We start from the raw sequence: 24,239 nt of genomic DNA, 5'->3' as shown, positions 1-24,239 counted from the left end.
CTTGAAGAAGAGCCCGAGCTTTACAATGAGCCTGAACTTGCAGAAGAGCCTGAGCTTGACGATAAGCCTGAACTTGCAGAAGAGCCTGAGCTTGACGATGAGCCTGAACTTGCAGAAGAACCTGAGCTTAAAGAAGAATCTGAACTTATAGATGTAACGGTTGATGATTTTTCAGATACATCAGAGTCGCTTCTTGATCCTGAAGATGCGCTTGAAGAATATACAGATGATACTTTAAAGAGCGTTGATGAGCTTTTAAATGAGCTACAACAAGCGACGGATGATGACTATATAGAAACACCAGATTGGTCTTTAGATGAGCTTGACGACGATCTTGAAGAAATAGAAGTAGATCTTGGCGACGATCCGTTAGCGGGCGACGATGACTCAGATCTTACAAAAATTGAAGAGCAGCTTGATAGCGATCTTATAACGCCAAGTGAAGAGTTAGATGAATATCCTGAACTTGAATTAGATGATGATCATTCATTATTGGAGAATGAACCTTCGTTTGAGCCGCAAGAACCTAAAGAAGATACACCGAGTGAAGAAAATGCAGTAGCACTTAGCCAAACAGAGAAAGATCTCGCAAATGCGCTTTCTGAAAATGCTAACTTAGATAGCTTAGAAGATGATTTTGATAATGACTTCTCTGAATCAGAAGCTAAGGTTGAAGACGAGTCGTTTGATGATGATTTACTGCAAGAAATTAATGACGGAATTGATTCTGTTGAACCAGTTAGTATAGAAGAGGATACCAAACCTCTTAACCTTGATGAAGTTCAAGAAACACTAGAAAGTGAGTTGCCATTTACCCCCGAAGAATTACAAGGTGATGATTTAGACGGTGAGGCGCAGGGAGTCGCTTCCAGCCAAGCTGAGCAGGACTTATCAAATGCGCTTTCTGAAAATACTGATTTAGATAGTTTAGAAGACGATTTTGATGATGAAATTTTAATTGAAGACGATTTTTCTGACTTAGATGTCGAGTTTGACGAAGATATTTTAGAGCAAGCGCTAACTGATGAGTTATCAGACGAGCAGCAAGAGCAAACAAATGCAGAGCGCGAAGCACAGTTAACAAACTCAGATGAAGCAGGTAGCACTGATATTAGCTCTGACGATGAACTTGATGAAGAGTTTATGTCAAATTTGACGCAAACTGATTTTGATTCATTACTTAGTGAGTTAGCGGAGCCTGAAGAATTAAGTGCTGAGGATAGCAGTGAATTTGATGTCGACTTTGACAGCTTGCTAAAAGAAGACTTAGAGGAAGATGACTCATTAACTACAAAAGAGCCACTTGTTGAAAGTAGTGATATTGAGCAACTTGATAATGATGAATTTGTAGATATAGATTCATTATTAGAAGAAAGTGAAGAGGCTGAACTTGAACACGAACCTTACACCGACGTTAATATGGATGTCGGTTTGAGTGAGTTTGATGCATTACTTGCTGGTGATAACCCAACCGATGTTGATGCTGAAAGTGGTGGCTACTCAGCTAAACTAGATTTAGCGCGTGCTTATATTGAAATTGATGATTTTGATTCTGCGCTCAAGGTCATTGAGGATGTCATCAACAAAGGCCCAGAAGAAGTTCAAGAAGAGGCACTTAGTTTAAAAGCGAAACTAAAATAACAAATTGTTAAAAAAACCCTTAATTGGTTATTCTAATTAAGGGTTTTTTTATGGATGTTAGTTTAATTATAACAAGGAAAAGCAACGCATTAATGAAGCGAATTTTATAGTATGTAATTGTTATAAAAGAATAATTTACATCGTAATTATTAAGTTATTTGATTCATTAAAATGATCATGTTTTTAATAAAAAGGGTATTACCGCACACCTCCTTTTATTGCGTCGAGAGATAGCATAAAATGCCGTGTTCATTAGCACAGTAGGTAAAGCAGTAATTATGCGAGTAGCACTTGGAGTTGAATACAACGGCGTACGCTATAGTGGGTGGCAACGTCAATCACATGTAAATAGCGTACAACAAGAAGTAGAAAAGGCATTGTCGCGTATTTGTAATCACCCAGTTGAAGTAGTATGTGCGGGGCGAACTGATGCGGGTGTGCACGGTACAGGTCAAATAATACATTTTGAAACTGAAGCTTCGCGTGACATGGTCGCATTTACAATGGGTATGAATACCTTATTGCCTAAAGATATTGCTATTCGCTTTGCACAACCAGTTGCTGTCGATTTTCATGCTCGTTTTAGTGCAACCGCTCGCCGATACCGCTATATTATTTATAACTCTCCTTTTCGAGGAGCAGTGTTAAGCGAAGGGGTTACGCATTTTCATCACCCATTAGATGAAGTTAAAATGCAGGAAGCCTGTCAGTATTTGATCGGGACACACGATTTTACATCTTTTCGAGCGATCCATTGTCAAGCGAATACACCGACTCGTACTATTCATCATTTATCGGTACAGCGCCAAGGGTGTTACGTTATTATTGATATTAAGGCGAATGCGTTCTTACATCACATGGTACGTAATATAACGGGGAGCTTGATGGATATTGGCATACATAAGCAACAGCCTATTTGGTTGAAAGAATTACTTGATTGTAAAGAGCGTGCTAAAGCAAGTGCTACAGCTAAAGCTGCAGGTTTATACTTGGTTGATGTCGATTATCCTGAAGAGTTTAATATTCCTAAAATGCCTTTAGGTCCATTGTTTTTACCTGACGCTGAAATTTAGTTATGGTTGTCGTTAGTGCTTTTTATGAACACTTTTAACTACTAAGACCAGTTTTTTATACCGCGTTAGTGTAATTCATGTTTTAATTGAAAAAATTTGTCTGCTAATTGCTATTGGCAGGCTCGCGACACAGAACAGCATTAAGAGAGTTGCAAATGAGTTGGCTAGAAAAAATCTTACCTAAAACGACAAAATCATCAGGTCGTAAAGAAATCCCAGAAGGTGTTTGGGCTAAGTGCACATCGTGTGATTCAATTTTATATAAAGCTGAATTAGAAAAGTCATTAAACGTATGTCCTAAGTGTAACCATCATATGCGTGTTAGTGGCCGTAAGCGCCTGGAGCACTTTTTAGATGAAGGTGACCGTCAAGAGCTTGGCACACAACATGAGCCTAAAGACATTCTTAAGTTTAAAGATTCTAAAAAATACTCTGATCGTATCAGTGCAGCCCAAAAAGCAAGTGGTGAAAAAGATGCACTTGTAGCTATGAAAGGCCGATTAAAAGGTATTCCAGTTGCAGCAGTAGCATTTGAGTTCTCGTTTATGGGTGGTTCAATGGCTTCTGTTGTTGGCGCTCGCTTTGTTGATGCTGTTGATCAATGTTTAGAGCATAACATGCCGCTTATTTGTTTTTCTGCATCAGGCGGTGCACGCATGCAAGAAGCGCTTATGTCTCTTATGCAAATGGCTAAAACAAGTGCTGCACTTGCAAAAATGACTGAAAAAGGTCTTCCGTTTATTTCAGTCATGACTGACCCAACTATGGGTGGTGTATCTGCATCACTTGCTATGCTGGGCGATATTAACGTTGCGGAACCTAAAGCATTAATTGGTTTTGCGGGTCCTCGTGTTATTGAGCAAACTGTTCGCGAAACATTACCTGAAGGCTTTCAGCGTAGTGAATTTTTGCTTGAACACGGTGCAATTGACATGATTATTGACCGCCGTGAAATGCGCGATACCCTTGCACGCATTTTAGCTAAATTTATGAACTTGCCTTCTACGGAACAAGAGCATAGAGTAGCGTAAATTTCAGCTTTACTGATTACACGCTATGACAAAAAAAACTCCTAGCCAATCATCAAGCCTTGATGATTGGCTTTTTTATTTAGAAAGTGTTCACCCAGCTAACATTGCTATGGGCTTAGAACGAGTTGCTAATGTTGCTAACAATATTGGCCTGTTAAACACTCCAAGTAAAATTATTCTTATTGCCGGTACAAACGGTAAGGGCACCACAGCACGCTGCTTAGAGTCGCTATTGCTAGCGCAAGGTTTCAATGTGGGTACTTACGCATCTCCACATTTAATTCGTTATAACGAGCGTGTACGAGTTAATGGGGAAGAATTGGCAGACCAATTTCATATAGATGCTTTTCACCAGCTTGAGCAAGGCCGTAAAGACACTCATCTGACTTATTTTGAATATGGTACTTTGGGTGCGTTGGCAATTTTTAAACGCTGTAACGTCGATTATGTATTGCTAGAGGTTGGTTTAGGTGGGCGCTTTGACGCCACAAATATAGTCACTCCCTTTGCAAGCGTGATCACGACTATAGACTTAGACCATAAAGAGTACTTGGGTGATACCCGTGAGTTAGTGGCTTATGATAAAGCCGGTATTTTTCGTGAAAATACTCCCGCTATTATAGGGGATTTAAATATTCCTCACACAATGACTGATTATGGTAAAGAAATTAATGCCAACATGACGCTGTCGGGCAGTGACTTTATTTTTAAAGAAAATGCTGAGAGCTTTAATTGGCAATATAAAGAACATAATCTTGAAATAGATAAGCCTGCAATACCGTGTCAAAATGCAGCTACCGCATTAACTACGCTAAGTGTTTTAAACTTATTACCTAGTGAATCAATTATACGAAGTTGTTTAGCTAATTTAGTTGTCGAAGGGCGATTTCAACAGTTAAGTATTGAGCCTTTAGTCTTTACCGATGTAGCACACAACCCTGAGTCGGCGCGTTATTTAGCCAATAAGTTATTAAGCTATAAAGATAAAGGCTTTAAAATTCATGCATTAGCCGCTATGCTTGCTGATAAAGATAAAGCGGGTGTATTTAAAGAAGTAAGTCACTTGGTCGATGAGTGGTCATTAGCGAGCTTAAGTGGCCCGCGAGGTGACACTGCAAGTAATTTACAAAATGCACTGCAGAAATTGTCTCATCATAATACTATTAATAGCTATGATAGTGTGGCACAAGCACTGAATGTAATTTTACCAGAACAACAAAGTGATACTATGTTGATTATATTTGGTTCATTTTTTACAGTTGCTGGCGCTATTAATTACTTTAAAAAATAGAGAGGATGTCGGTGAACTCAAGTTTTATTAATCGCTTAGTCGGAACAAGTATAGTGGTGATCGCAGCAATTGTGTTTATCCCTAATATACTCGATGGCGAAAAAGTGCATTATAAAGAAGGCTTTAAAGCGATCCCAGACCGCCCTGAGTTCAAAACAATCGATCTTCAAGAGTCAATTGATGAAAATATGGCTAATGCTGAGCCACTAAAGCAAGATGAAATTGAAGACATTCAAGCTGACGATGAAGCTTTTGAGCAGCAAAGCGCGAAGGATGAGAGTGATTACGCTGTGGAAGATAAAGTTGTTGAAGCAACTATAGAACCCAAAGCTACACCAATTACAAAAGCGCCTGTTCAAGCTAAGCCAGAGCCAATTGCACCACGTAAAAGTGATGAAAACCTAACGAGTATGGCCTATGTTATTCAATTAGGTAGTTTTTCACATGTTGCAAACGTTAAAGCATTACAGGCTAAATTAAAGGCTGAAGGGTTTAAAACGTTTACTAAACCGATTAAAACCCCAAATGGGACATTAACCAAAGTATTTGTTGGTCCTTCGCTTGATAAAAGTGAATTACAAAAGCAGCTCCCCCAGCTCAAAGAGCTTACTAAATTAAATGGTAAAGTTACGCAGTACGAAGTAACAAAATAATTTTAAAAAGGCTTGTATAACAAGCCTTTTTTTATTTATTTATATTTTTTTTATCATTATCTTTATCTCACAATACCTAGACTAGAATGTTAATTTTTTGTATTAACTACAACCCAGTAATCTCCCGTTTAAACTTGCATACTAACGATGTTTGGGTATAGAATGCGCCCCAAATTAGCGACTAATTGGTTCTTATGATCTGGGTTGATTACGCCATTATTGGCATCATTGTATTGTCTACCATCATCGGTTTAATACGCGGCTTTGTAAAAGAAGCAATGTCATTAGCGGTATGGGCTGGCGCCTTTATCATCTCTAGCTTATTTTACCAATATTTAGCTTCCTTCCTAACAACCATTTCTGAACCCCTTTTAAGAAATGCGGCGGCCATAGCCATATTATTCTTTGCGACGCTACTGTTAGGCGGTTTACTAAACTACATTTTAGGTGAGCTCGTACATCGTACTGGTTTATCGGGTACCGACCGTGTCTTTGGCATAGTGTTTGGTGCTCTACGAGGCGTGTTGGTCGTGAGCGCGTTACTCTTCTTTCTTGATGCTTTTACTGGTGCACCCAATACGCACTGGTGGGGCAATTCTATTTTGATTCCAGAATTTGGCTTTGTTGTTGAATGGTTCTTTTCGTACCTAGAAAACAACTCGAGCTTTTTAAATTCAGTAAACCGTTAATCGGCGAGGATAAATTACATGTGTGGTATCGTTGGAATAGTCGGAACATCCCCTGTCAATCAGGCGATTTATGATGGCTTAACTGTTTTGCAGCACCGTGGTCAAGATGCCGCGGGTATCATTACCATTGAGAATAATACGTTCAGCTTACGCAAAGCAAATGGCTTAGTGAAAGATGCCTTTCACACTCGTCATATGAAACGACTACAAGGTACGATAGGTCTTGGCCATGTGCGCTATCCTACAGCAGGGTCTTCAAGCTCATCTGAAGCACAGCCTTTTTATGTTAACTCACCGTTTGGTATAGCGCTTGCCCATAATGGTAACCTTACTAATGCAGAAGCTTTAAAAGAGCAGTTATTCTCAGAAGCACGTCGTCATGTAAATACAACATCTGATTCAGAAATCTTACTCAACATCATGGCACATGAACTAAGTAAATCTGATAAGTTGCATTTAGACCCTGAAGATATATTTACTGCGGTAACCGAGGTAAATAATAAAGTAAGCGGTGGTTATGCAACAATTGCTATGATTATTGGTCACGGTATTGTTGCTTTTCGCGACCCTAATGGTATCCGTCCACTTGTATTTGGTAAACGTGAGACTGCAAAAGGCACTGAGTACATGTTCGCCTCAGAAAGCGTTGCGTTAAAACCGGACGGCTTTGAGTTTGTACGTGATGTTGCCGCTGGTGAAGCTATATATGTTACAGAAGAAGGTGAATTTCATTCACTTAGTTGTGCAGATAAAGCATCTTACTCGCCGTGTATTTTTGAATTTGTTTATTTTGCTCGACCTGATTCAACAATAGACCGGATGTCTGTGTACGCAACACGCGTAAACATGGGCACAAAACTAGGTGAAAAAATTGCACGCGAATGGGCTGATAAAGACATTGATGTAGTTATCCCAATCCCAGAAACTTCATGCGATGTAGCACTGGAAATTGCACGTGTACTTGATTTACCGTATCGTCAAGGTTTTGTTAAAAACCGTTATATTGGTCGTACATTTATCATGCCTGGCCAAGAGATGCGTAAAAAATCAGTGCGTCAAAAGCTAAACGCAATTGATCGCGAGTTTAAAGGTAAAAACGTATTATTGGTTGATGACTCAATTGTTCGTGGTACAACATCAGCACAAATTGTTGAAATGGCTCGAGAGTCTGGTGCTAAAAATGTTTACTTTGCATCCGCAGCGCCTGAAATACGCTTCCCTAATGTGTACGGTATTGATATGCCTTCAGCAGCTGAGCTTATTGCTCACGGCCGTGAAGTGGAAGATATTAATGCAAGTATTGGTTCTGACGGTTTAATCTTTCAATCGTTAAAAGATTTAATAGCTGCGGTTAGCCAAGAAAATCCTGAAATTACTAAGTTCGAAACCTCAGTATTTGATGGGCAATATATTACAGGCGATATTGATCAAAACTATTTAAACCGTATTGATGAGCTACGTAACGATTCAGCAAAAAGCACCCGCGAAAGTGCGATGTCTTCAAGTTTAGAGATTCACAACCAAGACGAAAACGAAGCTGATTAATAATTAGTTAATAAAAAGTCGTTACATAAAAAAAGGAGCTAATTAGCTCCTTTTTTGCGAAGGAAAGAAAGGGAACATTTCTATCAAACACTACTCTTTATTAGCTAAACTTTATTAAGTAAACATTGGACTAACAATCCCATTTGTCCAAAGCATAGCTGTTACAGCTAAAATAATAACTAGTAATATTAATCCACACGTTACAACCGAGCTGGCATAAATAAAGCCACGCTCTTCTGGAATATGCATAAGTATTGGTACGCCGGTATAAAGTAAGTAGACCGAGTAAGCTAGTGCAATAATTCCAATACACACTACAAACCAAAGTTCAGGCCAAAAGGCGGCAAGCGCCGACATAAACACAGGTGTTGCAGTATAAGCTGCAAGTTCAAGTGTTTGTGTAAATGTAGGCTTAGAGCCAAATGTAACGGCCATCCAATGAGCCAAATACGCCAATGCAAAAACACCCGCTATTAAAGCAAAATACATTGCAACTGCAATTAATAGCGCACTATCGTGCGTTAAAAATACAGGATCGCCTGCGCCTATACTCCATCCTAAATAAACAGATGAGTAATAACCCATTATTGAAGGAAACAAAGCAATCAGTAAAATATGCGACAAACTATAGGTTAAACTTTCATGGCGATTATCTATTGTTTGCCATTCTTCAAGTGGGTGAGCATAAATGCCCCAGAGGTGATTTAGTATCATAGTGCTTACTCCATAAAAGGAACGTATTACTGTTTTAGTTGGTTTATTTTTATACAGGCTATGTACAGTTATGGTTCACTTATTTTGCAAAGTCAAGTTAACTCACTATTAACATTTTTACGCATGTTAGGGCTTTGATTTATCCCAAGCAAAATTTCGTGTTAAAATAATGGCATATCAAATTTATTTAGTAATGAGCAGCCAACGTGCCACATAGCCAACTTTTAGAGCCGATCAATAACTTTTTAGTGTGTACAACCCCACAGCAGTGGGTGGAGCAGGCAATTAAAAAAGAAAACTTATCAGTAATCTTAATCGATCACTTAATTTGTGAGTTAAAAGCGGCTCAAAGTGCGATGTTTTTAATACGTAAATACGCTGTTGATAAAGAGGGCAGTGATGCCTTACTCGAGTGGCTAAAGCCATTTGAAACGCTTATTTATAAGCGTGAAGGAAATTGGCGTGATCTCGCTGCTAAAAATAAGCTAACTAAATCAATAATTCCTAAATCTAATTCGCCATATGGACAAGATTTAATTGATAAAATGGTATTGTTGATAAAAGAAGAGTTGCATCATTTTTACCAAGTGCTCGAAATTATGGACGAGTACGGTGTAGAGTACCAAAGCATTACACCATGTCGTTATGCAAAAGGCATGCTTCGTCATGTTAAAACGTTTGAGCCAAACGCCCTTGTTGATAAATTAATTGTAGGCGCTTACATTGAGGCGCGTTCGTGTGAGCGTTTTGCAAAGCTCGCGCCGCATGTTGACAAACGTTTAGGTGATTTTTATATTTCGCTACTGCGCTCTGAAGCCCGTCATTACCAAGATTATCTAACTTTAGCGCAAGAAATTGCTGATTTTGATATTACCGAACGAGTTAAAGAGTTTGGCGAGATTGAAGCACAATTAATTACTTCACAGGATGAAGATTTTAAGTTTCATAGTGGCCTGCCAATAGCACAAAGCTAATTTTCTTTTAAAAAATTAATATACTCTACTATTTTCTGATTGCTGAAATTATGTTTTTTCATGATTTCAGCAATGCTTCCGTTTTCAATTATTATATCAATCCCTCTATTAAATTTTTGTAAGTACTCTTTTGCCCTGTAATTTGATTTAGAGACAACTAAATATAGTTTATGAGAAGCAAGATCTGGCAATAAGTACTCAATTTTATTCTTATCTAAATCAACTTCGTTATTGTGCTCAAGCCAATACTTCCCTACTTCTTTAGTGCCTGCGACCAAGTCAATACGTCCTTGTTGTAGCAGGTATAAACTTGTAGGAAGGCTTTTAGTAGATGTTATTGCCAGCTCAGTGTTTCTAGTAAACTCTTGGCTTACAAAGGCATTGTCCTCTGTACCAATACTATAAGGTGTTAATGATTGAACTGTACCATCGAAATTAATAGCACTCTCTTTGCGTTTAAAAATTCCTGAGTGAGCAACTGCAAGTGGGCGAGAGTAGTAAAAAACTTCATTTCTTTTTAATGAGTAAAAAGCGCCTAAAATAGCTGTTTTTCTTTTTTTTTCTAATAGCTTTATGGCGCGGTCCCATGTCGTAAACTCGGCTTCGCTATTAATGCCTTGAGTTTTTAGGGCTGATTGAGTGATTTCGTATAACCAACCGTTATCAGGAAGGTTTTCGCTAAAATAGGGAGGGTAGTTTTCAGTAACAATTTGCCATGTTTGCTCGCTAAATACTTTGGTAGGAATGGCAATTACTACGATGAAAATTAACAGCTTAATCATTAAACCTCTCACTATTATTCAAATATATAGTTAAATAATAGTCAGGATTTTAAATTATGCGAAAGGCGTGCTAATTAATTCTTGTGATTGAGGGGTAACGACTAAATAAGAGCCTTGGGTATACCAGTCACCTAGCACTGTGCGAGTAAGCGTTTGTTCATTAACTTTATAGGTATGAACATTAGGGCGATGAGTATGACCATGAATCATATTAGTAACGTTATGTTTGGCAAAGGTGGCAAGCACGGCTTCATCTACAACGTCTAAAATTTCGATAGGTTTATCAGCTTGGCTCAACTTACTTTTTTCACGGGCATTACGTGCTATTTTTTTACGATACCAAAGTGGCATTGCAAGCATTAATTTTGGCCACCACCAACCACGGCTTTTTTTACGAAATTTTTGATACTCAGTATCTTGAGTGCACATTTCGTCGCCATGTAAAATAACGGTAGGCGTACCATATAAATCAATGACTGTTTGTTCATCGAGTAATGTCATTGCGGCCATGTCTGCATATTGCTTGCGCATGATGAAATCACGGTTGCCATGTATAAAATAAACAGGTGTCCCACCATCATTAACGGCGCTTAAATGCTTTGCTACATCGGCACTCAGCTCTGTTATGTAGTCATCTCCAACCCATACTTCAAAAAAATCACCCAAAATATAAAGTGCATCTACATCTTTATTTAGTATATGCGTATTTAAAAAGTCAAAAAATGCAGCACTAATGTCGGGGCGGTTTTCGCTTAGGTGTAAATCTGCAATAAAGTAAGTTTGGCGAGTCATAAGTCTGTCTTTCAGATATAAATAAAGCGGGCGTATACACATTGCGTAAATGCCCGCTGATACTCCACATTACGTGGGTAAACTTACTATTAGCTAACAGTAACGCTTTCGATGATCACATCTTCAAGAGGCACGTCTTGGTGAAAACCAGTACTACCTGTTGCTACGCCTTTTATTTTATTTACTACGTCCATGCCTTCTACTACTTCAGCAAAAACACAGTAACCCCAGCCTTGCGATGTTTCGCTGCTGTGGTTTAAAAAGTCATTGTTGTTCACGTTAATGAAAAACTGCGCTGTAGCTGAATGAGGATCAGGCGTACGCGCCATTGCTAAAGTACCTATCTTATTAGATAGGCCATTATTAGCTTCATTTTTAATTGGGTCGTTAACTTCTTTTTGTTCCATACCTGGTACAAAACCACCGCCTTGAACCATAAAACCATCGATTACACGATGAAAGATAGTGCCGTTGAAAAAATCAGCATTTGCATACTCTAAAAAGTTTTTAACTGTGTTTGGAGCTTCTTGCTCAAACATTTTAATGGTGATGTCACCAAAATTGGTGTGTAGAACAACCATGTGTTTTCCTATATCTGGTTTAAATATTGGCGCTATTTTATCGTAGTTGGCTAAGATTAACAAAGTAGATGTTTGGTTTGTTATAAAGCGCTAGAGCAGGGGCTTTTCAAGTGGTAACATAACTGTTCAAGTAAATAGTCAAGGACTCAAAGTAAATGGTAAATATATACAACACACTCACGCGACAAAAAGAGCAATTTAAACCTATGGTCGAAGGCAAAATCGACATGTATGTGTGTGGTATCACCATTTATGATTACTGCCATATTGGACACGCTCGTACTTTTGTAGGGTTTGACGTTATTGTGCGCTACTTACGTCATATTGGTTACGATTTAAAATATGTACGTAACATTACAGATATCGACGATAAAATAATTAAACGTGCAAATGAAAATGGTGAGTCTATAAACGATTTAACACTTCGTATGACCAAAGCGATGCATGAAGATTTTGATAGCCTAAATATGCTACGCCCAGATATTGAACCAACAGTTACAAGCCATATGGATGAAATCATCGTTATGGTTAAGCGCTTGATTGAAAAAGGCCATGCCTATGTTGCAGCTGATGGCGATGTTTTGTTTGATGTATCAACGTTTGAGCAATACGGTGCGCTTTCTCAGCAAGATTTAACTATGTTGCAATCAGGTTCTCGCGTAGAAGTGGCTCAAGATAAAGACGATCCACTTGATTTTGTGTTATGGAAAAAAGCCAAAGCAGGTGAGCCATCATGGTCATCACCGTGGGGTGAAGGGCGTCCTGGTTGGCATATTGAGTGTTCGGCAATGAGCTCAAAACACTTAGGTGAGCATTTTGATATTCACGGTGGGGGGTCTGATTTACAGTTTCCACATCATGAAAACGAAATTGCCCAGTCGTGTTGTGCAAACAACGGCAAGTATGTAAATACATGGATACATACTGGTATGGTGCAAGTAAATAAAGAAAAAATGTCTAAGTCGTTAGATAACTTTTTTACTGTGCGTGAAGTTTTAAAAGCATACGATGCCGAATCTGTTCGTTATTTTTTAATTTCAGGGCATTACCGCAGCCAATTAAATTACTCACAAGAAAATTTAGACCAAGCGCGTTCATCACTTGAACGCATTTATACAGCGCTTCGTGATGTTGAACCGGTAGAATGCGATTTAGAAGGCAATGAGTTTGTTGCTAAATTTAGAAAAGCAATGAATGACGACTTTAATACACCAGAGGCACTACCTGTGTTGTTCGAACTTGCTAAAGAATTAAACCGCGTAAAAGAAAGTGACGCAGGTCAAGCTGGCAAGTTAGCGTTTATACTGCGTAGCCTTGGTGAAGTGTTAGGCGTTGCTCAACAAGCACCGGAAGCTTTTTTACAAGGTGGGCAAGATGACGACGAAGTTGCGACAATTGAAGCATTAATTGTAAAACGTAATGAAGCACGTGCTAGTAAGGACTGGGCTGCTGCTGATGAAGCTCGCGATGCACTTAATACATTAGGTGTAATACTTGAAGATTCAGCTGGTAAAACAACGTGGCGTAAAGCGTAAGCGTTTAAAGTAATTCAGGTCAAACTAAAAAAGGGTTGCCAAATGGCAACCCTTTTTTAATTTTTTAACAGCTTAGCTGTGATATTTTTCACACGCTTCAAGTGTGTTTTCAATTAAGCTTGCGACCGTCATCGGGCCAACGCCACCTGGTACAGGTGTAATAAAATGCGCTTTTTGTTCGGCCACACTGTATTGAACATCACCGACTAGTTTACCCGTATCTAAGCGGTTAATGCCCACATCGATAACAATAGCGCCTTCTTTTATCCAATCTCCCGGTATAAATTCAGGTTTACCGACAGCCACAACTAATAAGTCAGCGCGGCGAACATGTGTTTCTAAGTCTTGAGTAAACTTATGACAAACAGTGGTAGTACAACCTGCTAATAAAAGCTCTAACGACATTGGACGACCAACAATATTTGACGCGCCAACTACAACTGCATGCATACCTTTATAACGTACACCCGTTGAATCAAGTAATGTAATTATACCTTTAGGCGTACAAGGGCGAAGGGCAGGCATACGCTGTGCTAATCGACCAATGTTATATGGATGAAATCCATCAACATCTTTATGTGGGGTAATACGTTCTAAAATCTTTTCAGCATCAAGACCTTTTGGCAGTGGTAACTGCACTAAAATTCCATCAACTTCGGCATCATTATTTAGCTCGTCAATTAAATCTAAAAGAGTTTGCTCTTGTGTGTCCGCAGGTAAATCAAATGATTTAGAAATAAAACCTACTTCTTCACATGCTTTACGTTTTGAACCAACATAAACTTGGCTTGCTGGATCAAGTCCTACAAGTACTACTGCAAGTCCTGGTGCACGTAAACCATTTGCTACACGTTCACTTACGCGTTCTGCTACAGCGCTACGTACTTGTTTTGCGATTGCCTTACCATCAATGATGTTTGCCGTCATGGGTGACCTTTAATTGGGGTTAATTAACTAGATACCGATACTCTAAAAACGAATGCATAATAAAATAGGGGTAAAAATGCTAATAAAGAAAACATACTCTTTATTTAACTCGTTTTATAATGTGCCTACTATTTTCGCAGAAAAGCATAGCAGCGCCAAGTTGCTTTTAATGTATATAACGTTTGAGCTGTTAAATAGTTTAAATTTCAGCCTACTATTATAATATTTAACCATTGTGCACTAAAAATGAGCACTTGATTGGTTTTCTAAAAAAAACGTTTGACCTAACCCCGTCAAATCACTATTATGCACCCCGTTGTCAACGAGGTCACTCGCTAGCAATAATAAGTTTCGGCGATTAGCGCAGTTTGGTAGCGCACTTGGTTTGGGTCCAAGGGGTCGCAGGTTCAAATCCTGCATCGCCGACCATTTTTTTATAAATTTTTTATAATCGAATAGCTTATTGGTAAACTATGAAGTTTTCGATGCGCCCATAGCTCAGCTGGATAGAGCAACGCCCTTCTAAGGCGTCGGTCGAAGGTTCGAATCCTTCTGGGTGCACCATTTGAAAAAATGTAAATATAGCGGTGATTGTAGCTCAGTTGGTAGAGCCCCGGATTGTGATTCCGGTTGTCGTGGGTTCGAGCCCCATCAGTCACCCCATTTACAACGAATATCGGCGATTAGCGCAGTTTGGTAGCGCACTTGGTTTGGGTCCAAGGGGTCGCAGGTTCAAATCCTGCATCGCCGACCATTTTCTTAAAATGGTCTTAAACTCTCAGTTTAAGTGTTCAGTATGAAAAAAGAAGTTAATTCTTCAATGTCGGCGATTAGCGCAGTTTGGTAGCGCACTTGGTTTGGGTCCAAGGGGTCGCAGGTTCAAATCCTGCATCGCCGACCATTTTCTTATCTAACAAGAACAATAAATAAATTCCTCTAAGTTATAAATCTAAATCTGTTAGCCTATAATTCTATTAAATAATTTCTATTTTATTCTGTTTAGTCCGTAGTTAGCCTGTTTTTTATTCAGTTAGTCTTTATAGTCCCTTATCTAGTCCAAATAATTGCCCCCTATACTCGACTATCATAAATATTAGGTTATAATGCCGCGTCTATTGTTTAACATAGTGCCCGAAGGGCAAAGCAGCAATGGTGTCTCATGGTAGCGACGGATGCTTTTAAGTGTGAAAAACCGCTTAAACTTTATCAAGACTCATGCAGAACACTTTGTTTGTAAAGGAAGGCGAACAGTCGCCAAAATTGAATATTGAGGTAAATCATGCAAGTTTCTGTTGAGACGACCCAAGGCCTTGAGCGCCGTATAACTATCACCGTTCCTTCAGAGAACGTTGAGACCGAAGTAAAAAAACGCCTACAACAACTGTCAAAAACACAGCGTATAGATGGTTTCCGTGCTGGTAAAGTTCCAGTATCTGTAATTAACAAGCGTTTTGGCCCTGCAGTTCGTCAAGAAGTTGCTGGCGAAGTAATGCAACGTAATTATATTGAAGCAATCGTTTCTGAAAAAATCAATCCAGCTGGCGCGCCTACATTCGCTCCTAAATCACTTGAAGCAGGTAAAGATTTAGAATTCTCAGCAACGTTTGAAGTTTACCCTGAAGTTGAAGTTCAAGGTTTAGATAAAATTACTGTTGAAAAACCAGCAGTAACAGTAACTGACGAAGATTTAGCTAACATGCTAGAAACACTTCGTAAGCAACACGCAGAGTGGACTGATGTTGATGCAGCTGCTGGCGAAAACGACCGTGTAACAGTTGATTTCGTAGGTACTATCGACGGCGAAGTATTTGAAGGCGGCAAAGCTGAAGACTTCCCATTAGAACTTGGCCAAGGTCGTATGATCCCAGGTTTTGAAGATAACATCGTAGGTAAAAAAGCAGGCGAAGAAGTAGTTGCTGATGTGACTTTCCCTGATGATTACCACGCTGAAAACTTAAAAGGTAAAGCGGCTCAATTCACTATCACAGTGAAAAAAGTTGAAGCGCAAGAATTACCAGAATTAAGCGAAGAGTTTGCAACTAAATTCGGTGTTACCGAAGGCGGCGTAGACGCGCTTAAAGAAGAAGTTAAAAAGAACATGACACGTGAGCTAGACCAAGCGGTTAAAGCAAGCGTTAAAGACCAAGCAATCAAAGGTCTTCTAGCTAACAACGAAATTGAAGTGCCAAAAGCACTTGTTGATCAAGAAGTTGATGCTCTACGTCAGCAAGCAGCTCAACGTTTTGGCGGCGACGCTCAAAACATGCCAGAGCTTCCAGCTGAATTGTTCCACGAGCAAGCTGTAACACGTGTAAAAACTGGCCTTTTATTAGGTGAAGTGATTAAAACTAACGACATCAAAGTTGATGACGCTAAAGTTGAAGCATTAATTGCAACAGTAGCTTCTGCATACGAAGATCCAACTGAAGTAGTAGAATACTACAAAGGTAATGATCAACTTATGCAGCAAATGCGTAATGTAGCAATGGAAGAGCAAGCTGTTGAAGCTATTTTAGCTAAAGCAGTTGTTACTGATGTTGAAAAAGCATTTGATGACATCATGAATCCACAGCAAGGTGCTTAATAAGTCATTGACTTAAGCTCTCGCTAACGATTAAATGGCTCGTGTTACTCTGTTTATACAGCGTGCCCGGGCCATTTTAGTTTTTGGCTCTAAATTTGCGAAAAACGATAACTATGCTTCCTTATAATAAGGATAAGTATAAGCGCATAAGGAATTAAATAAGTATGAATACTGGTATTACAGATCCCCTAAATGCATTGGTCCCAATGGTTGTTGAACAAACACCGAAAGGCGAGCGCTCGTATGATATTTATTCGAGATTATTAAAAGAGCGTATTATCTTTTTAACAGGTCAAGTTGAAGACAACATGGCAAATCTGATCTTAGCGCAAATGCTATTTTTAGAATCAGAAAACCCTGATAAAGATATCTTTTTATATATCAACTCACCAGGTGGTTCAGTAACTGCGGGTATGGCTATTTACGACACAATGAACTTCATCAAACCAGATGTAAGTACAATATGTGTAGGTCAAGCTGCAAGCATGGGTGCTTTTTTACTTACTGCTGGTGCTAAAGGTAAGCGTTTTTGCCTACCAAACTCACGTGTGATGATTCACCAACCATTAGGTGGTTTCCAAGGTCAAGCATCTGACTTTGAAATACACGCTAAAGAAATTCTGTCTATTAAAGATAAGCTTAACCGCTTAATGGCTGAGCATACAGGCCAACCATTGGATATTATCTCTAAAGACACAGATCGTGATAACTTCATGAGTGCTTCGCAAGCTGTAGATTACGGCTTGGTAGACTCTGTGTTTACAAATCGCGACAAAAAGTAAGCGCTTGGTAAGCAGGACTGCCTGTTTGCCACTTTGAGTTACTATGCGAAAACCAATAAATTTTGGTATAGTTAAAGCGTATTGAAATAGCTGCCAACAGGTTTGGTGGCCAACGTAATAAAATGAGGTAGCTGAATGTCTGACACTCCTACAGACGGCGACAAAAGTAATAAATTGTTATACTGCTCTTTTTGTGGCAAAAGCCAACATGAAGTGCGTAAATTAATTGCAGGCCCTTCAGTATACGTTTGTGATGAATGTGTAGAGTTGTGTAACGATATTATCAGGGAAGAGATTAAAGACATTGCTCCTAAGCATGATACGTCTGACAAACTACCTGTACCAAAAGAAATTCGTAACCACTTAGACGATTATGTTATTGGTCAAGATCATGCTAAAAAAGTATTGTCTGTTGCCGTTTATAACCATTATAAACGCCTACGTAACCAATCGACTAAGCAAGACATTGAATTAAGTAAAAGTAATATTTTGCTTATTGGCCCAACAGGTAGTGGTAAAACATTACTTGCAGAAACATTAGCGCGCCTACTTGATGTGCCGTTTACTATGGCCGATGCCACTACATTAACCGAAGCAGGTTATGTAGGTGAAGATGTTGAAAACATCATTCAAAAGCTTTTACAAAAGTGCGATTACGATGTCGAAAAAGCACAGCGCGGTATTGTCTACATCGATGAAATTGACAAGATTTCTCGTAAATCTGATAATCCTTCAATTACGCGTGATGTATCAGGCGAGGGCGTTCAACAGGCGCTACTTAAACTGATTGAAGGCACTGTTGCTTCTGTTCCACCGCAAGGTGGTCGTAAACATCCACAGCAAGAGTTTTTACAAGTAGATACATCTAAAATCTTGTTTATTTGTGGTGGTGCATTTTCAGGCCTAGATAAAGTAATTGAGCAACGTAGCCATAAAAACACGGGTATCGGTTTTGGCGTTAGTGTAAAAGAGTCTGCGGCGAGTCGTTCTTTAAGTGAAACATTTAAAGACGTAGAACCAGAAGATTTAGTTAAATATGGCTTAATTCCTGAGTTTATAGGTCGTTTGCCGGTAGTGGCTACATTAACAGAGCTTGATGAAGCAGCTCTTGTGCAAATATTAAGTGAACCTAAAAACGCGATTACTAAACAGTTTTCAGTATTGTTTGGTATGGAAGACGTTGAACTTGAGTTTCGCGATGATGCCTTAGCTGCAATTGCTCACAAAGCAATGGAGCGTAAAACAGGTGCACGTGGTCTTCGTTCAATTGTTGAAGGCGTGTTACTTGATACTATGTATGAGCTTCCTTCAATGGATGATGTAAGCAAAGTGGTTATTGATGAAACCGTTATTAAAGGTGAGTCAGACCCAATCTTGATTTATGAAAATAATAAGCAAGATAAAGCTTCATCAGAATAGTTTTTAAGCTATTTGAATGGAAAAAGGAGCCTTAGGCTCCTTTTTTTATAATTAATTTAATCGAGTTAGGGAAAATTGTTGAACTTTAATTAGGTTATCCCCATATACTTGAGTAATCTTTAAAATAAATGAAGTGCGAAGAGAAACTATAATGACGCTTGAGAGAACCGACCGAGTCGAAATCCCAGTCCTTGCACTGCGCGATGTTGTGGTATATCCGCACATGGTGATCCCGCTTTTTGTTGGCCGTGAAAAATCAATAAAATGCCTAGAAGCGGCAATGGACAAAGACAAACAAATTTTCTTGGTTGCACAAAAAGATGCAACTGTAGATGAACCAGAGCAAGATGATATTTATCGTATCGGTACTATTGCCACTGTACTTCAGTTATTAAAATTACCAGATGGTACAGTTAAAGTTTTAGTTGAAGGTACACAGCGCGCACAAATTGAAGAATTTGTTGATAACGATGACTTTTTTGTCGCTAATGCTCAATTTATTGAATCTGATTCTGTAGATGAACAAGAGCAAGATATTTTTATCCGAAGCGCAGTTAGCCAGTTTGAAGGCTATGTAAAGCTAAATAAAAAAATTCCACCTGAAGTACTAACTTCGGTTTCAGGTATTGATGAGCCAGCACGCCTTGCCGACACAATGGCAGCGCATATGCCGCTTAAAGTACCTGAAAAACAAAAAGTGCTCGAAATTTCAAGTGTTACAGAACGTCTTGAATATTTAATGGCACTAATGGAAGGTGAAATAGACTTACTGCAAGTTGAGAAGAAAATTCGTACCCGTGTTAAAAAGCAGATGGAAAAATCTCAGCGCGAGTATTACCTCAATGAGCAAATGAAAGCTATTCAAAAAGAACTTGGTGAGCTTGATGATGTGCCTGACGAATTTGAAGCGCTTAAAAAGCGTATTGAAGACTCTGGCATGCCTGATGAAGCTAAAGAAAAGGCAACTACAGAGCTCAATAAGCTTAAAATGATGTCACCAATGTCTGCCGAAGCGACTGTAGTGCGTTCATACATAGATACATTAATTAATGTGCCATGGAAAAAACGCTCTAAAGTGAAAAAAGACTTAGCAGGCGCCCAAAAAATTCTTGATAGCGATCACCACGGCTTAGATAAAGTAAAAGAACGCATTATTGAGTACCTCGCGGTGCAACAGCGTACTAATAAGCTCAAAGGGCCAATTTTATGTTTAGTTGGACCACCTGGTGTTGGTAAAACATCACTTGGGCAATCTATAGCGCGTTCTACTGGGCGTAAATATGTGCGTATGGCACTTGGCGGCGTACGTGATGAGGCTGAGATTCGCGGTCATCGTCGTACTTACATTGGTTCTATGCCAGGAAAGCTAATTCAAAACATGTCTAAAGTGGGCGTTAAAAACCCATTATTCTTGTTAGATGAAATCGATAAGATGTCATCAGACATGCGCGGTGACCCAGCATCAGCATTGTTAGAGGTGCTTGATCCGGAGCAAAACAGTCATTTTGCCGATCACTATCTTGAAGTAGATTATGATTTATCTGACGTTATGTTTGTAGCAACATCAAACAGCTTTAACATTCCAGGTCCATTGTTGGACCGTATGGAAGTTATTCGCTTGTCGGGTTACACCGAAGATGAAAAGCTAAACATTGCAAAAGAGCACTTAATTACTAAACAAGTTAAACGTAACGGCTTAAAAGAGTCTGAAATAGTTATCGAAGACAGCGCAATCATTGGCATTATTCGTTATTACACACGTGAAGCGGGTGTACGTAACTTAGAGCGCGAAATTTCGAAACTATGTCGCAAAGCAGTTAAAAATATCTTACTTGAAAAAGACACTAAAATAGTGACTATCAATCAAGATAACCTAGAAGACTTTTTAGGTGTGCAGCGCTTTGATTATGGTAAAGCTGAAGATGGCGACCGTATTGGCCAAGTTACAGGTTTAGCGTGGACAGAAGTTGGCGGTGATTTGCTAACAATTGAATGTGCGGCAGTGCCAGGTAAAGGCAAGTTAAGTTACACCGGTTCTCTTGGCGATGTAATGCAAGAGTCGATTCAAGCGGCAATGACGGTTGTGCGTAATCGCGCTGATACTTTCCGTATTAACAGCGACTTTTACGAAAAACGTGATATTCACGTACATGTACCTGAAGGCGCAACACCAAAAGATGGTCCAAGTGCGGGCGCAGCTATGGTAACGGGTCTTGTATCTAGCTTAACGGGTAATCCTGTACGCGCAGATGTTGCTATGACTGGTGAAATTACGCTACGCGGTGAAGTACTTCCTATTGGTGGTTTAAAAGAGAAGTTATTAGCGGCGCATCGTGGTGGAATTAAAACAGTGATCATTCCAAAAATTAACGAACGTGACTTAAAAGAGATACCAGACAACGTGCTGGCAGGTCTTGATATTCACCCAGTTACTTGGATTGACGAGGTGTTAAAGCTTGCTTTAGTACACCCTGTTGAGAGTTTTTCGGTCGAAACACCTAAAAACCATGAAAAAACATAAAAAAAGTGCTTTTTAGGGCTTTTCAAATCTAAACGGTATGATAAGTTAAGCACTGGTTTTCAAGCCTAGCCCTTATGGGGCCTAGGCTTAAGAAAAATATAATCATGTGGGCATTATAAGTTTGCTCTAAAATTTTCAAAAAAGTGATGTTAGTTTAAAAAACCATCGCTCTTGATAATAACAATGAAAGAGGATGATATTGTGAATAAATCTCAATTAATCGATCAAATCGCAGCTGATGCTGACATTTCTAAAGCGGCTGCAGGTCGTGCACTAGATTCATTCATCGAATCTGTTTCTGGCGCGCTAAAAGATGGCGACTCAGTTGCACTTGTAGGTTTTGGTACTTTCTCAGTACGTGAACGTGCTGCACGTTCAGGCCGTAACCCGCAAACTGGTGAAACTATCCAAATTGCTGCTGCAACTATTCCAGCTTTCAAAGCCGGTAAAGCGCTTAAAGACGCAGTAAACTAATCACTGTTTTAAACACATTAGTTATGGCGAGTGTAAAGTTACTGATTCACTTCAACAGATGAGTTAAGTAACTTTTCCGCCAGTTACTTCAAGTGAAAAAGCGTATCTGGTAAGATACGCTTTTTTTACATGTGACAAGGTAAAATACCTTGATCAAAAAGAGATAAACAAATGCTTGAGAAAATCAGAGAAGGTTCGCAAGGACCTGTAGCCAAAATAATTTTAGGCGCGGTGATTTTATCTTTTGCCTTAGCAGGGATCGGTAGTTACTTAGGTCAAACCACAGAACAACCCGTTGCTGAAGTAAATGGAATTAAAATTAGTCAAACCGATTTTAACCGTGCTTACCAAAATGAACGTAGCCGTTTAGAGCAACAATTTGGTGAATACTTTACACAAATTGCAGCTGATCCAAATTACATGGCACAAATTCGTCAAGGTGTAATTGACCGCTTAGTACAACAAGAATTGCAATCACAGCTAGCGGCTGATTTAGGCCTTCGCGTAAGCGACGAAAGTGTACGTAAAACAATTTTAGAATTACCGTACTTTCAAATTGGTGAAAAATTCAATAACGACCGTTACCTACAAGTAATTCGTCAAATGAATTTTCAACCAGATGCTTTTCGTGAATATTTACGTAAAGATATGACACGTAGCCAGGTAGTATCTGCTGTTGCCGGTACAGACTTTGCCCTAGAGAGCGAGCTGAAAAGCGCAATGGCTCTTCAGCAGCAAACTCGTAGTATTGATTACGTAGTTGTAAACAAAGAAGCGCTTGCCGCGAATGTTGAAGTATCAGATCAAGAAGTATCTGATTACTACGACCTAAACGCATCTCAATTTTTATCTCCAGAGCTTATCTCAGTAAGTTACATTGAGCTTAAAGCAGCAGATATCAATGTTGAATCGGTAACCGAGGATGACGTTAAAGCGTATTATGAGCAAAACAAAGCACAATACGTTGAGCCAGAAAAGCGTCGCGTATCGCATATCTTAATTGATAACAGTGAAGACGACGATACAGCTAAAGAAAAAGCTAACGCGCTACACGCTCAACTTGAGCAAGGTGCAGATTTTGCAGAGCTTGCTGAGTCATCGTCTGACGATATCGTTAGTGGTGAAATGGGCGGCGATCTTGAGTGGATTGAGCGTGACGTAATGGACCCTGCATTTGAAGACGCGGCTTTCGCGCTTGAAAATAAAGGTGATATTTCTGACGTTGTTACATCTGAGTTTGGTTATCACATAATTAAACTTACTGATATTCAACCACAACAAGTTAAAGCGTATGACGATGTTAAAGCTGACTTACGTGCTGAATTAGAACAAGCTGAAAAAATAGATGCATTTTATGAAAAGCAAACTGAAATGGGTGCACTTGCATTTGAAATTTCAGACCGCTTAGATGATGCTGCAGAAGTTGCTGAAGTTGAAGTTAAATCTACACCTCTTTTAGCACTTAATGCTCTACCAGAGCCGTTAAACAGCCCTGCAGTTGTCACAGCATTAACATCAGTTGATTTACTTGAAGATAAAGTAAATTCTGAAGTTATTGAGCTTGGCGATGAGCATGCAATCATTGTTCGTATTAACGAGCATAAAGCTGCTGCTACTAAGCCGTTAGATGAAGTAAACGAGGAAATTAAAGCGCGTTTAGTTAATGAAAAATCATCTGAGCTTGCTAAAGAAAAGGCACGTAGCTTATTTGCAGAAGTACAAGCAGGTAAGAGCTTAAACGATGTTGCTAATGAGCAGAGCTTAACACTTCGCCAAGAAGCGCAGTTAACACGTCAAAGCTACACTGTTTCACCTGCTATTGTGACTCAAGCTTTTAAAATGGCTCACCCAGCTGATTCTGCGGTAGTCGACCTCGTTAATTTAAATAATGGTGATGCAGCAATTGTTGCGCTTAAGTCGGTAACAGATGCACAAGTTGCAGCTAATATTGACCCTCAAGCAAAACAAAGTATTACTATGGCGCAAGCTAATAAAAACTACATGGTATTTATTGAAGCGCTTAAAGCCAATGCTGAGCTTAACTTACCAGCGGCTACACAAACTGTTGAATAATTAATTGTAGCTCATAAAGAAAGGCGCTTTTAAAGCTGTCTCTTATACACAAATCCCTGCTAAGAAATTAGCGGGGATTTTTTTGAACTAAATCTCAATGTCATGATCAGATCTTCAAATCTTGTTTGAGGGCACATTATGATTAACGAACATACTCA

Annotated in this window: 20 protein-coding genes and 5 tRNA genes; 20 read left to right on the top strand and 5 right to left on the bottom strand. The window is 39.2% G+C overall.

Features of this window, described 5'->3' with window-relative positions; genetic code table 11:
* From H5115_RS18525 to purF, 7 genes are all read left to right on the top strand, one after another.
* A partial coding sequence (locus H5115_RS18525) for a FimV/HubP family polar landmark protein (protein ID WP_310736292.1) occupies nt 1-1,641 on the top strand: 1,641 nt, incomplete at its 5' end.
* Between the two features lie 278 nt (nt 1,642-1,919).
* Nucleotides 1,920-2,714, top strand: coding sequence for a tRNA pseudouridine(38-40) synthase TruA (gene truA / locus H5115_RS18520; protein ID WP_002958360.1), 795 nt, complete (start codon nt 1,920-1,922; stop codon nt 2,712-2,714).
* A gap of 155 nt (nt 2,715-2,869) precedes the next feature.
* Nucleotides 2,870-3,745 (top strand): acetyl-CoA carboxylase, carboxyltransferase subunit beta, encoded by an 876-nt coding sequence (gene accD / locus H5115_RS18515; RefSeq protein WP_002958359.1) that lies wholly within the window; start codon nt 2,870-2,872, stop codon nt 3,743-3,745.
* A 25-nt stretch (nt 3,746-3,770) separates the two neighbouring features.
* The gene (gene folC / locus H5115_RS18510; protein ID WP_182756715.1) at nt 3,771-5,036 is read left to right on the top strand and encodes a bifunctional tetrahydrofolate synthase/dihydrofolate synthase; all 1,266 of its coding nucleotides are present in this window, start codon (nt 3,771-3,773) and stop codon (nt 5,034-5,036) included.
* Nucleotides 5,037-5,047: 11 nt separating this feature from the next.
* Nucleotides 5,048-5,689: an SPOR domain-containing protein gene (locus tag H5115_RS18505; protein ID WP_182672002.1), complete on the top strand. Its 642-nt coding sequence runs from the start codon at nt 5,048-5,050 to the stop codon at nt 5,687-5,689.
* A 194-nt stretch (nt 5,690-5,883) separates the two neighbouring features.
* Nucleotides 5,884-6,378 (top strand): CvpA family protein, encoded by a 495-nt coding sequence (locus H5115_RS18500; RefSeq protein ID WP_002958356.1) that lies wholly within the window; start codon nt 5,884-5,886, stop codon nt 6,376-6,378.
* A gap of 18 nt (nt 6,379-6,396) precedes the next feature.
* Entirely contained in the window at nt 6,397-7,923 is a 1,527-nt protein-coding gene (purF, locus tag H5115_RS18495) for an amidophosphoribosyltransferase (RefSeq protein ID WP_182756713.1), read from the top strand.
* A 114-nt stretch (nt 7,924-8,037) separates the two neighbouring features.
* Here purF and H5115_RS18490 read toward each other — a convergent pair whose 3' ends face one another.
* The gene (locus H5115_RS18490) at nt 8,038-8,637 is read right to left on the bottom strand and encodes a Yip1 family protein (protein ID WP_182756711.1); all 600 of its coding nucleotides are present in this window, start codon (nt 8,635-8,637) and stop codon (nt 8,038-8,040) included.
* A gap of 206 nt (nt 8,638-8,843) precedes the next feature.
* Between H5115_RS18490 and miaE the strand changes: the two genes are divergently transcribed.
* Complete coding sequence (gene miaE, locus H5115_RS18485) at nt 8,844-9,611, top strand: tRNA isopentenyl-2-thiomethyl-A-37 hydroxylase MiaE (RefSeq protein ID WP_182756709.1); 768 nt, start codon at nt 8,844-8,846, stop codon at nt 9,609-9,611.
* Here miaE and H5115_RS18480 read toward each other — a convergent pair.
* The 3 genes from H5115_RS18480 to H5115_RS18470 all read right to left on the bottom strand — a co-directional run bounded on the left by H5115_RS18480 (nt 9,608) and on the right by H5115_RS18470 (nt 11,766).
* Entirely contained in the window at nt 9,608-10,393 is a 786-nt protein-coding gene (locus tag H5115_RS18480) for an ABC transporter substrate-binding protein (protein WP_182756708.1), read from the bottom strand. The genes miaE and H5115_RS18480 overlap by 4 nt on opposite strands.
* A 54-nt stretch (nt 10,394-10,447) precedes the next feature.
* Complete coding sequence (locus tag H5115_RS18475; protein WP_182756706.1) at nt 10,448-11,185, bottom strand: UDP-2,3-diacylglucosamine diphosphatase; 738 nt, start codon at nt 11,183-11,185, stop codon at nt 10,448-10,450.
* An 89-nt stretch (nt 11,186-11,274) separates the two neighbouring features.
* The gene (locus H5115_RS18470; protein WP_002958350.1) at nt 11,275-11,766 is read right to left on the bottom strand and encodes a peptidylprolyl isomerase; all 492 of its coding nucleotides are present in this window, start codon (nt 11,764-11,766) and stop codon (nt 11,275-11,277) included.
* A gap of 155 nt (nt 11,767-11,921) precedes the next feature.
* On the opposite strand from H5115_RS18470, the gene cysS reads away from it, so the two are divergent.
* The gene (cysS, locus tag H5115_RS18465; protein ID WP_182756704.1) at nt 11,922-13,301 is read left to right on the top strand and encodes a cysteine--tRNA ligase; all 1,380 of its coding nucleotides are present in this window, start codon (nt 11,922-11,924) and stop codon (nt 13,299-13,301) included.
* Nucleotides 13,302-13,373: 72 nt separating this feature from the next.
* Here the strand turns inward: cysS and folD are convergent, their stop codons facing one another.
* A complete protein-coding gene (gene folD, locus H5115_RS18460; RefSeq protein WP_002958348.1) occupies nt 13,374-14,228 on the bottom strand; it encodes a bifunctional methylenetetrahydrofolate dehydrogenase/methenyltetrahydrofolate cyclohydrolase FolD in 855 nt (284 codons plus the stop codon).
* Between the two features lie 352 nt (nt 14,229-14,580).
* Here folD and H5115_RS18455 point away from each other — a divergent pair.
* From H5115_RS18455 to H5115_RS18405, 11 genes are all read left to right on the top strand, one after another.
* Nucleotides 14,581-14,657, top strand: a tRNA-Pro gene (locus H5115_RS18455).
* Between the two features lie 58 nt (nt 14,658-14,715).
* A tRNA-Arg gene (locus H5115_RS18450) sits at nt 14,716-14,792 on the top strand.
* 23 nt (nt 14,793-14,815) lie between these two features.
* Nucleotides 14,816-14,891: transfer RNA gene (locus tag H5115_RS18445), tRNA-His, on the top strand.
* 14 nt (nt 14,892-14,905) lie between these two features.
* Nucleotides 14,906-14,982, top strand: a tRNA-Pro gene (locus tag H5115_RS18440).
* A 70-nt stretch (nt 14,983-15,052) separates the two neighbouring features.
* Nucleotides 15,053-15,129 (top strand) — tRNA-Pro (locus H5115_RS18435).
* A gap of 378 nt (nt 15,130-15,507) precedes the next feature.
* Nucleotides 15,508-16,812, top strand: coding sequence for a trigger factor (gene tig, locus H5115_RS18430; RefSeq protein WP_182756702.1), 1,305 nt, complete (start codon nt 15,508-15,510; stop codon nt 16,810-16,812).
* A 164-nt stretch (nt 16,813-16,976) separates the two neighbouring features.
* Nucleotides 16,977-17,594 (top strand): ATP-dependent Clp endopeptidase proteolytic subunit ClpP, encoded by a 618-nt coding sequence (gene clpP / locus H5115_RS18425; protein WP_002958346.1) that lies wholly within the window; start codon nt 16,977-16,979, stop codon nt 17,592-17,594.
* A 135-nt stretch (nt 17,595-17,729) separates the two neighbouring features.
* On the top strand, nt 17,730-19,013 hold the full coding sequence (gene clpX, locus H5115_RS18420) for an ATP-dependent protease ATP-binding subunit ClpX (RefSeq protein ID WP_039484425.1): 1,284 nt from the start codon (nt 17,730-17,732) through the stop codon (nt 19,011-19,013).
* 151 nt (nt 19,014-19,164) lie between these two features.
* Nucleotides 19,165-21,534, top strand: a complete 2,370-nt coding sequence (lon, locus tag H5115_RS18415; protein WP_182756700.1) for an endopeptidase La — start codon at nt 19,165-19,167, stop codon at nt 21,532-21,534.
* Nucleotides 21,535-21,717: 183 nt separating this feature from the next.
* A complete protein-coding gene (locus tag H5115_RS18410; protein ID WP_158000827.1) occupies nt 21,718-22,008 on the top strand; it encodes an HU family DNA-binding protein in 291 nt (96 codons plus the stop codon).
* Nucleotides 22,009-22,179: 171 nt separating this feature from the next.
* Nucleotides 22,180-24,081: a SurA N-terminal domain-containing protein gene (locus H5115_RS18405; RefSeq protein WP_182756698.1), complete on the top strand. Its 1,902-nt coding sequence runs from the start codon at nt 22,180-22,182 to the stop codon at nt 24,079-24,081.
* Nucleotides 24,082-24,239 lie beyond the last annotated feature (158 nt).

This window comes from Pseudoalteromonas sp. SR44-2, assembly GCF_014163745.1.
GTDB lineage: Bacteria > Pseudomonadota > Gammaproteobacteria > Enterobacterales > Alteromonadaceae > Pseudoalteromonas > Pseudoalteromonas distincta.
The sequence above is the reverse complement of the archived record's forward strand: the minus strand, read 5'-3'. Positions and strand labels throughout refer to the sequence as shown.

Bases quoted from the DNA above. Each gene is read 5' to 3' on its own strand.
- truA (WP_002958360.1), top strand. From the start codon at position 1,920: ATGCGAGTAGCACTTGGAGTTGAATACAACGGCGTACGCTATAGTGGG.
- lon (WP_182756700.1), top strand. From the start codon at position 19,165: ATGACGCTTGAGAGAACCGACCGAGTCGAAATCCCAGTCCTTGCACTG.
- clpX (WP_039484425.1), top strand. From the start codon at position 17,730: ATGTCTGACACTCCTACAGACGGCGACAAAAGTAATAAATTGTTATAC.
- folC (WP_182756715.1), top strand. From the start codon at position 3,771: ATGACAAAAAAAACTCCTAGCCAATCATCAAGCCTTGATGATTGGCTT.
- H5115_RS18480 (WP_182756708.1), bottom strand. From the start codon at position 10,393: ATGATTAAGCTGTTAATTTTCATCGTAGTAATTGCCATTCCTACCAAA.
- accD (WP_002958359.1), top strand. From the start codon at position 2,870: ATGAGTTGGCTAGAAAAAATCTTACCTAAAACGACAAAATCATCAGGT.
- H5115_RS18490 (WP_182756711.1), bottom strand. From the start codon at position 8,637: ATGATACTAAATCACCTCTGGGGCATTTATGCTCACCCACTTGAAGAA.
- H5115_RS18405 (WP_182756698.1), top strand. From the start codon at position 22,180: ATGCTTGAGAAAATCAGAGAAGGTTCGCAAGGACCTGTAGCCAAAATA.
- H5115_RS18500 (WP_002958356.1), top strand. From the start codon at position 5,884: ATGATCTGGGTTGATTACGCCATTATTGGCATCATTGTATTGTCTACC.
- H5115_RS18475 (WP_182756706.1), bottom strand. From the start codon at position 11,185: ATGACTCGCCAAACTTACTTTATTGCAGATTTACACCTAAGCGAAAAC.
- H5115_RS18470 (WP_002958350.1), bottom strand. From the start codon at position 11,766: ATGGTTGTTCTACACACCAATTTTGGTGACATCACCATTAAAATGTTT.
- clpP (WP_002958346.1), top strand. From the start codon at position 16,977: ATGAATACTGGTATTACAGATCCCCTAAATGCATTGGTCCCAATGGTT.
- folD (WP_002958348.1), bottom strand. From the start codon at position 14,228: ATGACGGCAAACATCATTGATGGTAAGGCAATCGCAAAACAAGTACGT.
- H5115_RS18410 (WP_158000827.1), top strand. From the start codon at position 21,718: ATGAAAGAGGATGATATTGTGAATAAATCTCAATTAATCGATCAAATC.
- cysS (WP_182756704.1), top strand. From the start codon at position 11,922: ATGGTAAATATATACAACACACTCACGCGACAAAAAGAGCAATTTAAA.
- purF (WP_182756713.1), top strand. From the start codon at position 6,397: ATGTGTGGTATCGTTGGAATAGTCGGAACATCCCCTGTCAATCAGGCG.
- tig (WP_182756702.1), top strand. From the start codon at position 15,508: ATGCAAGTTTCTGTTGAGACGACCCAAGGCCTTGAGCGCCGTATAACT.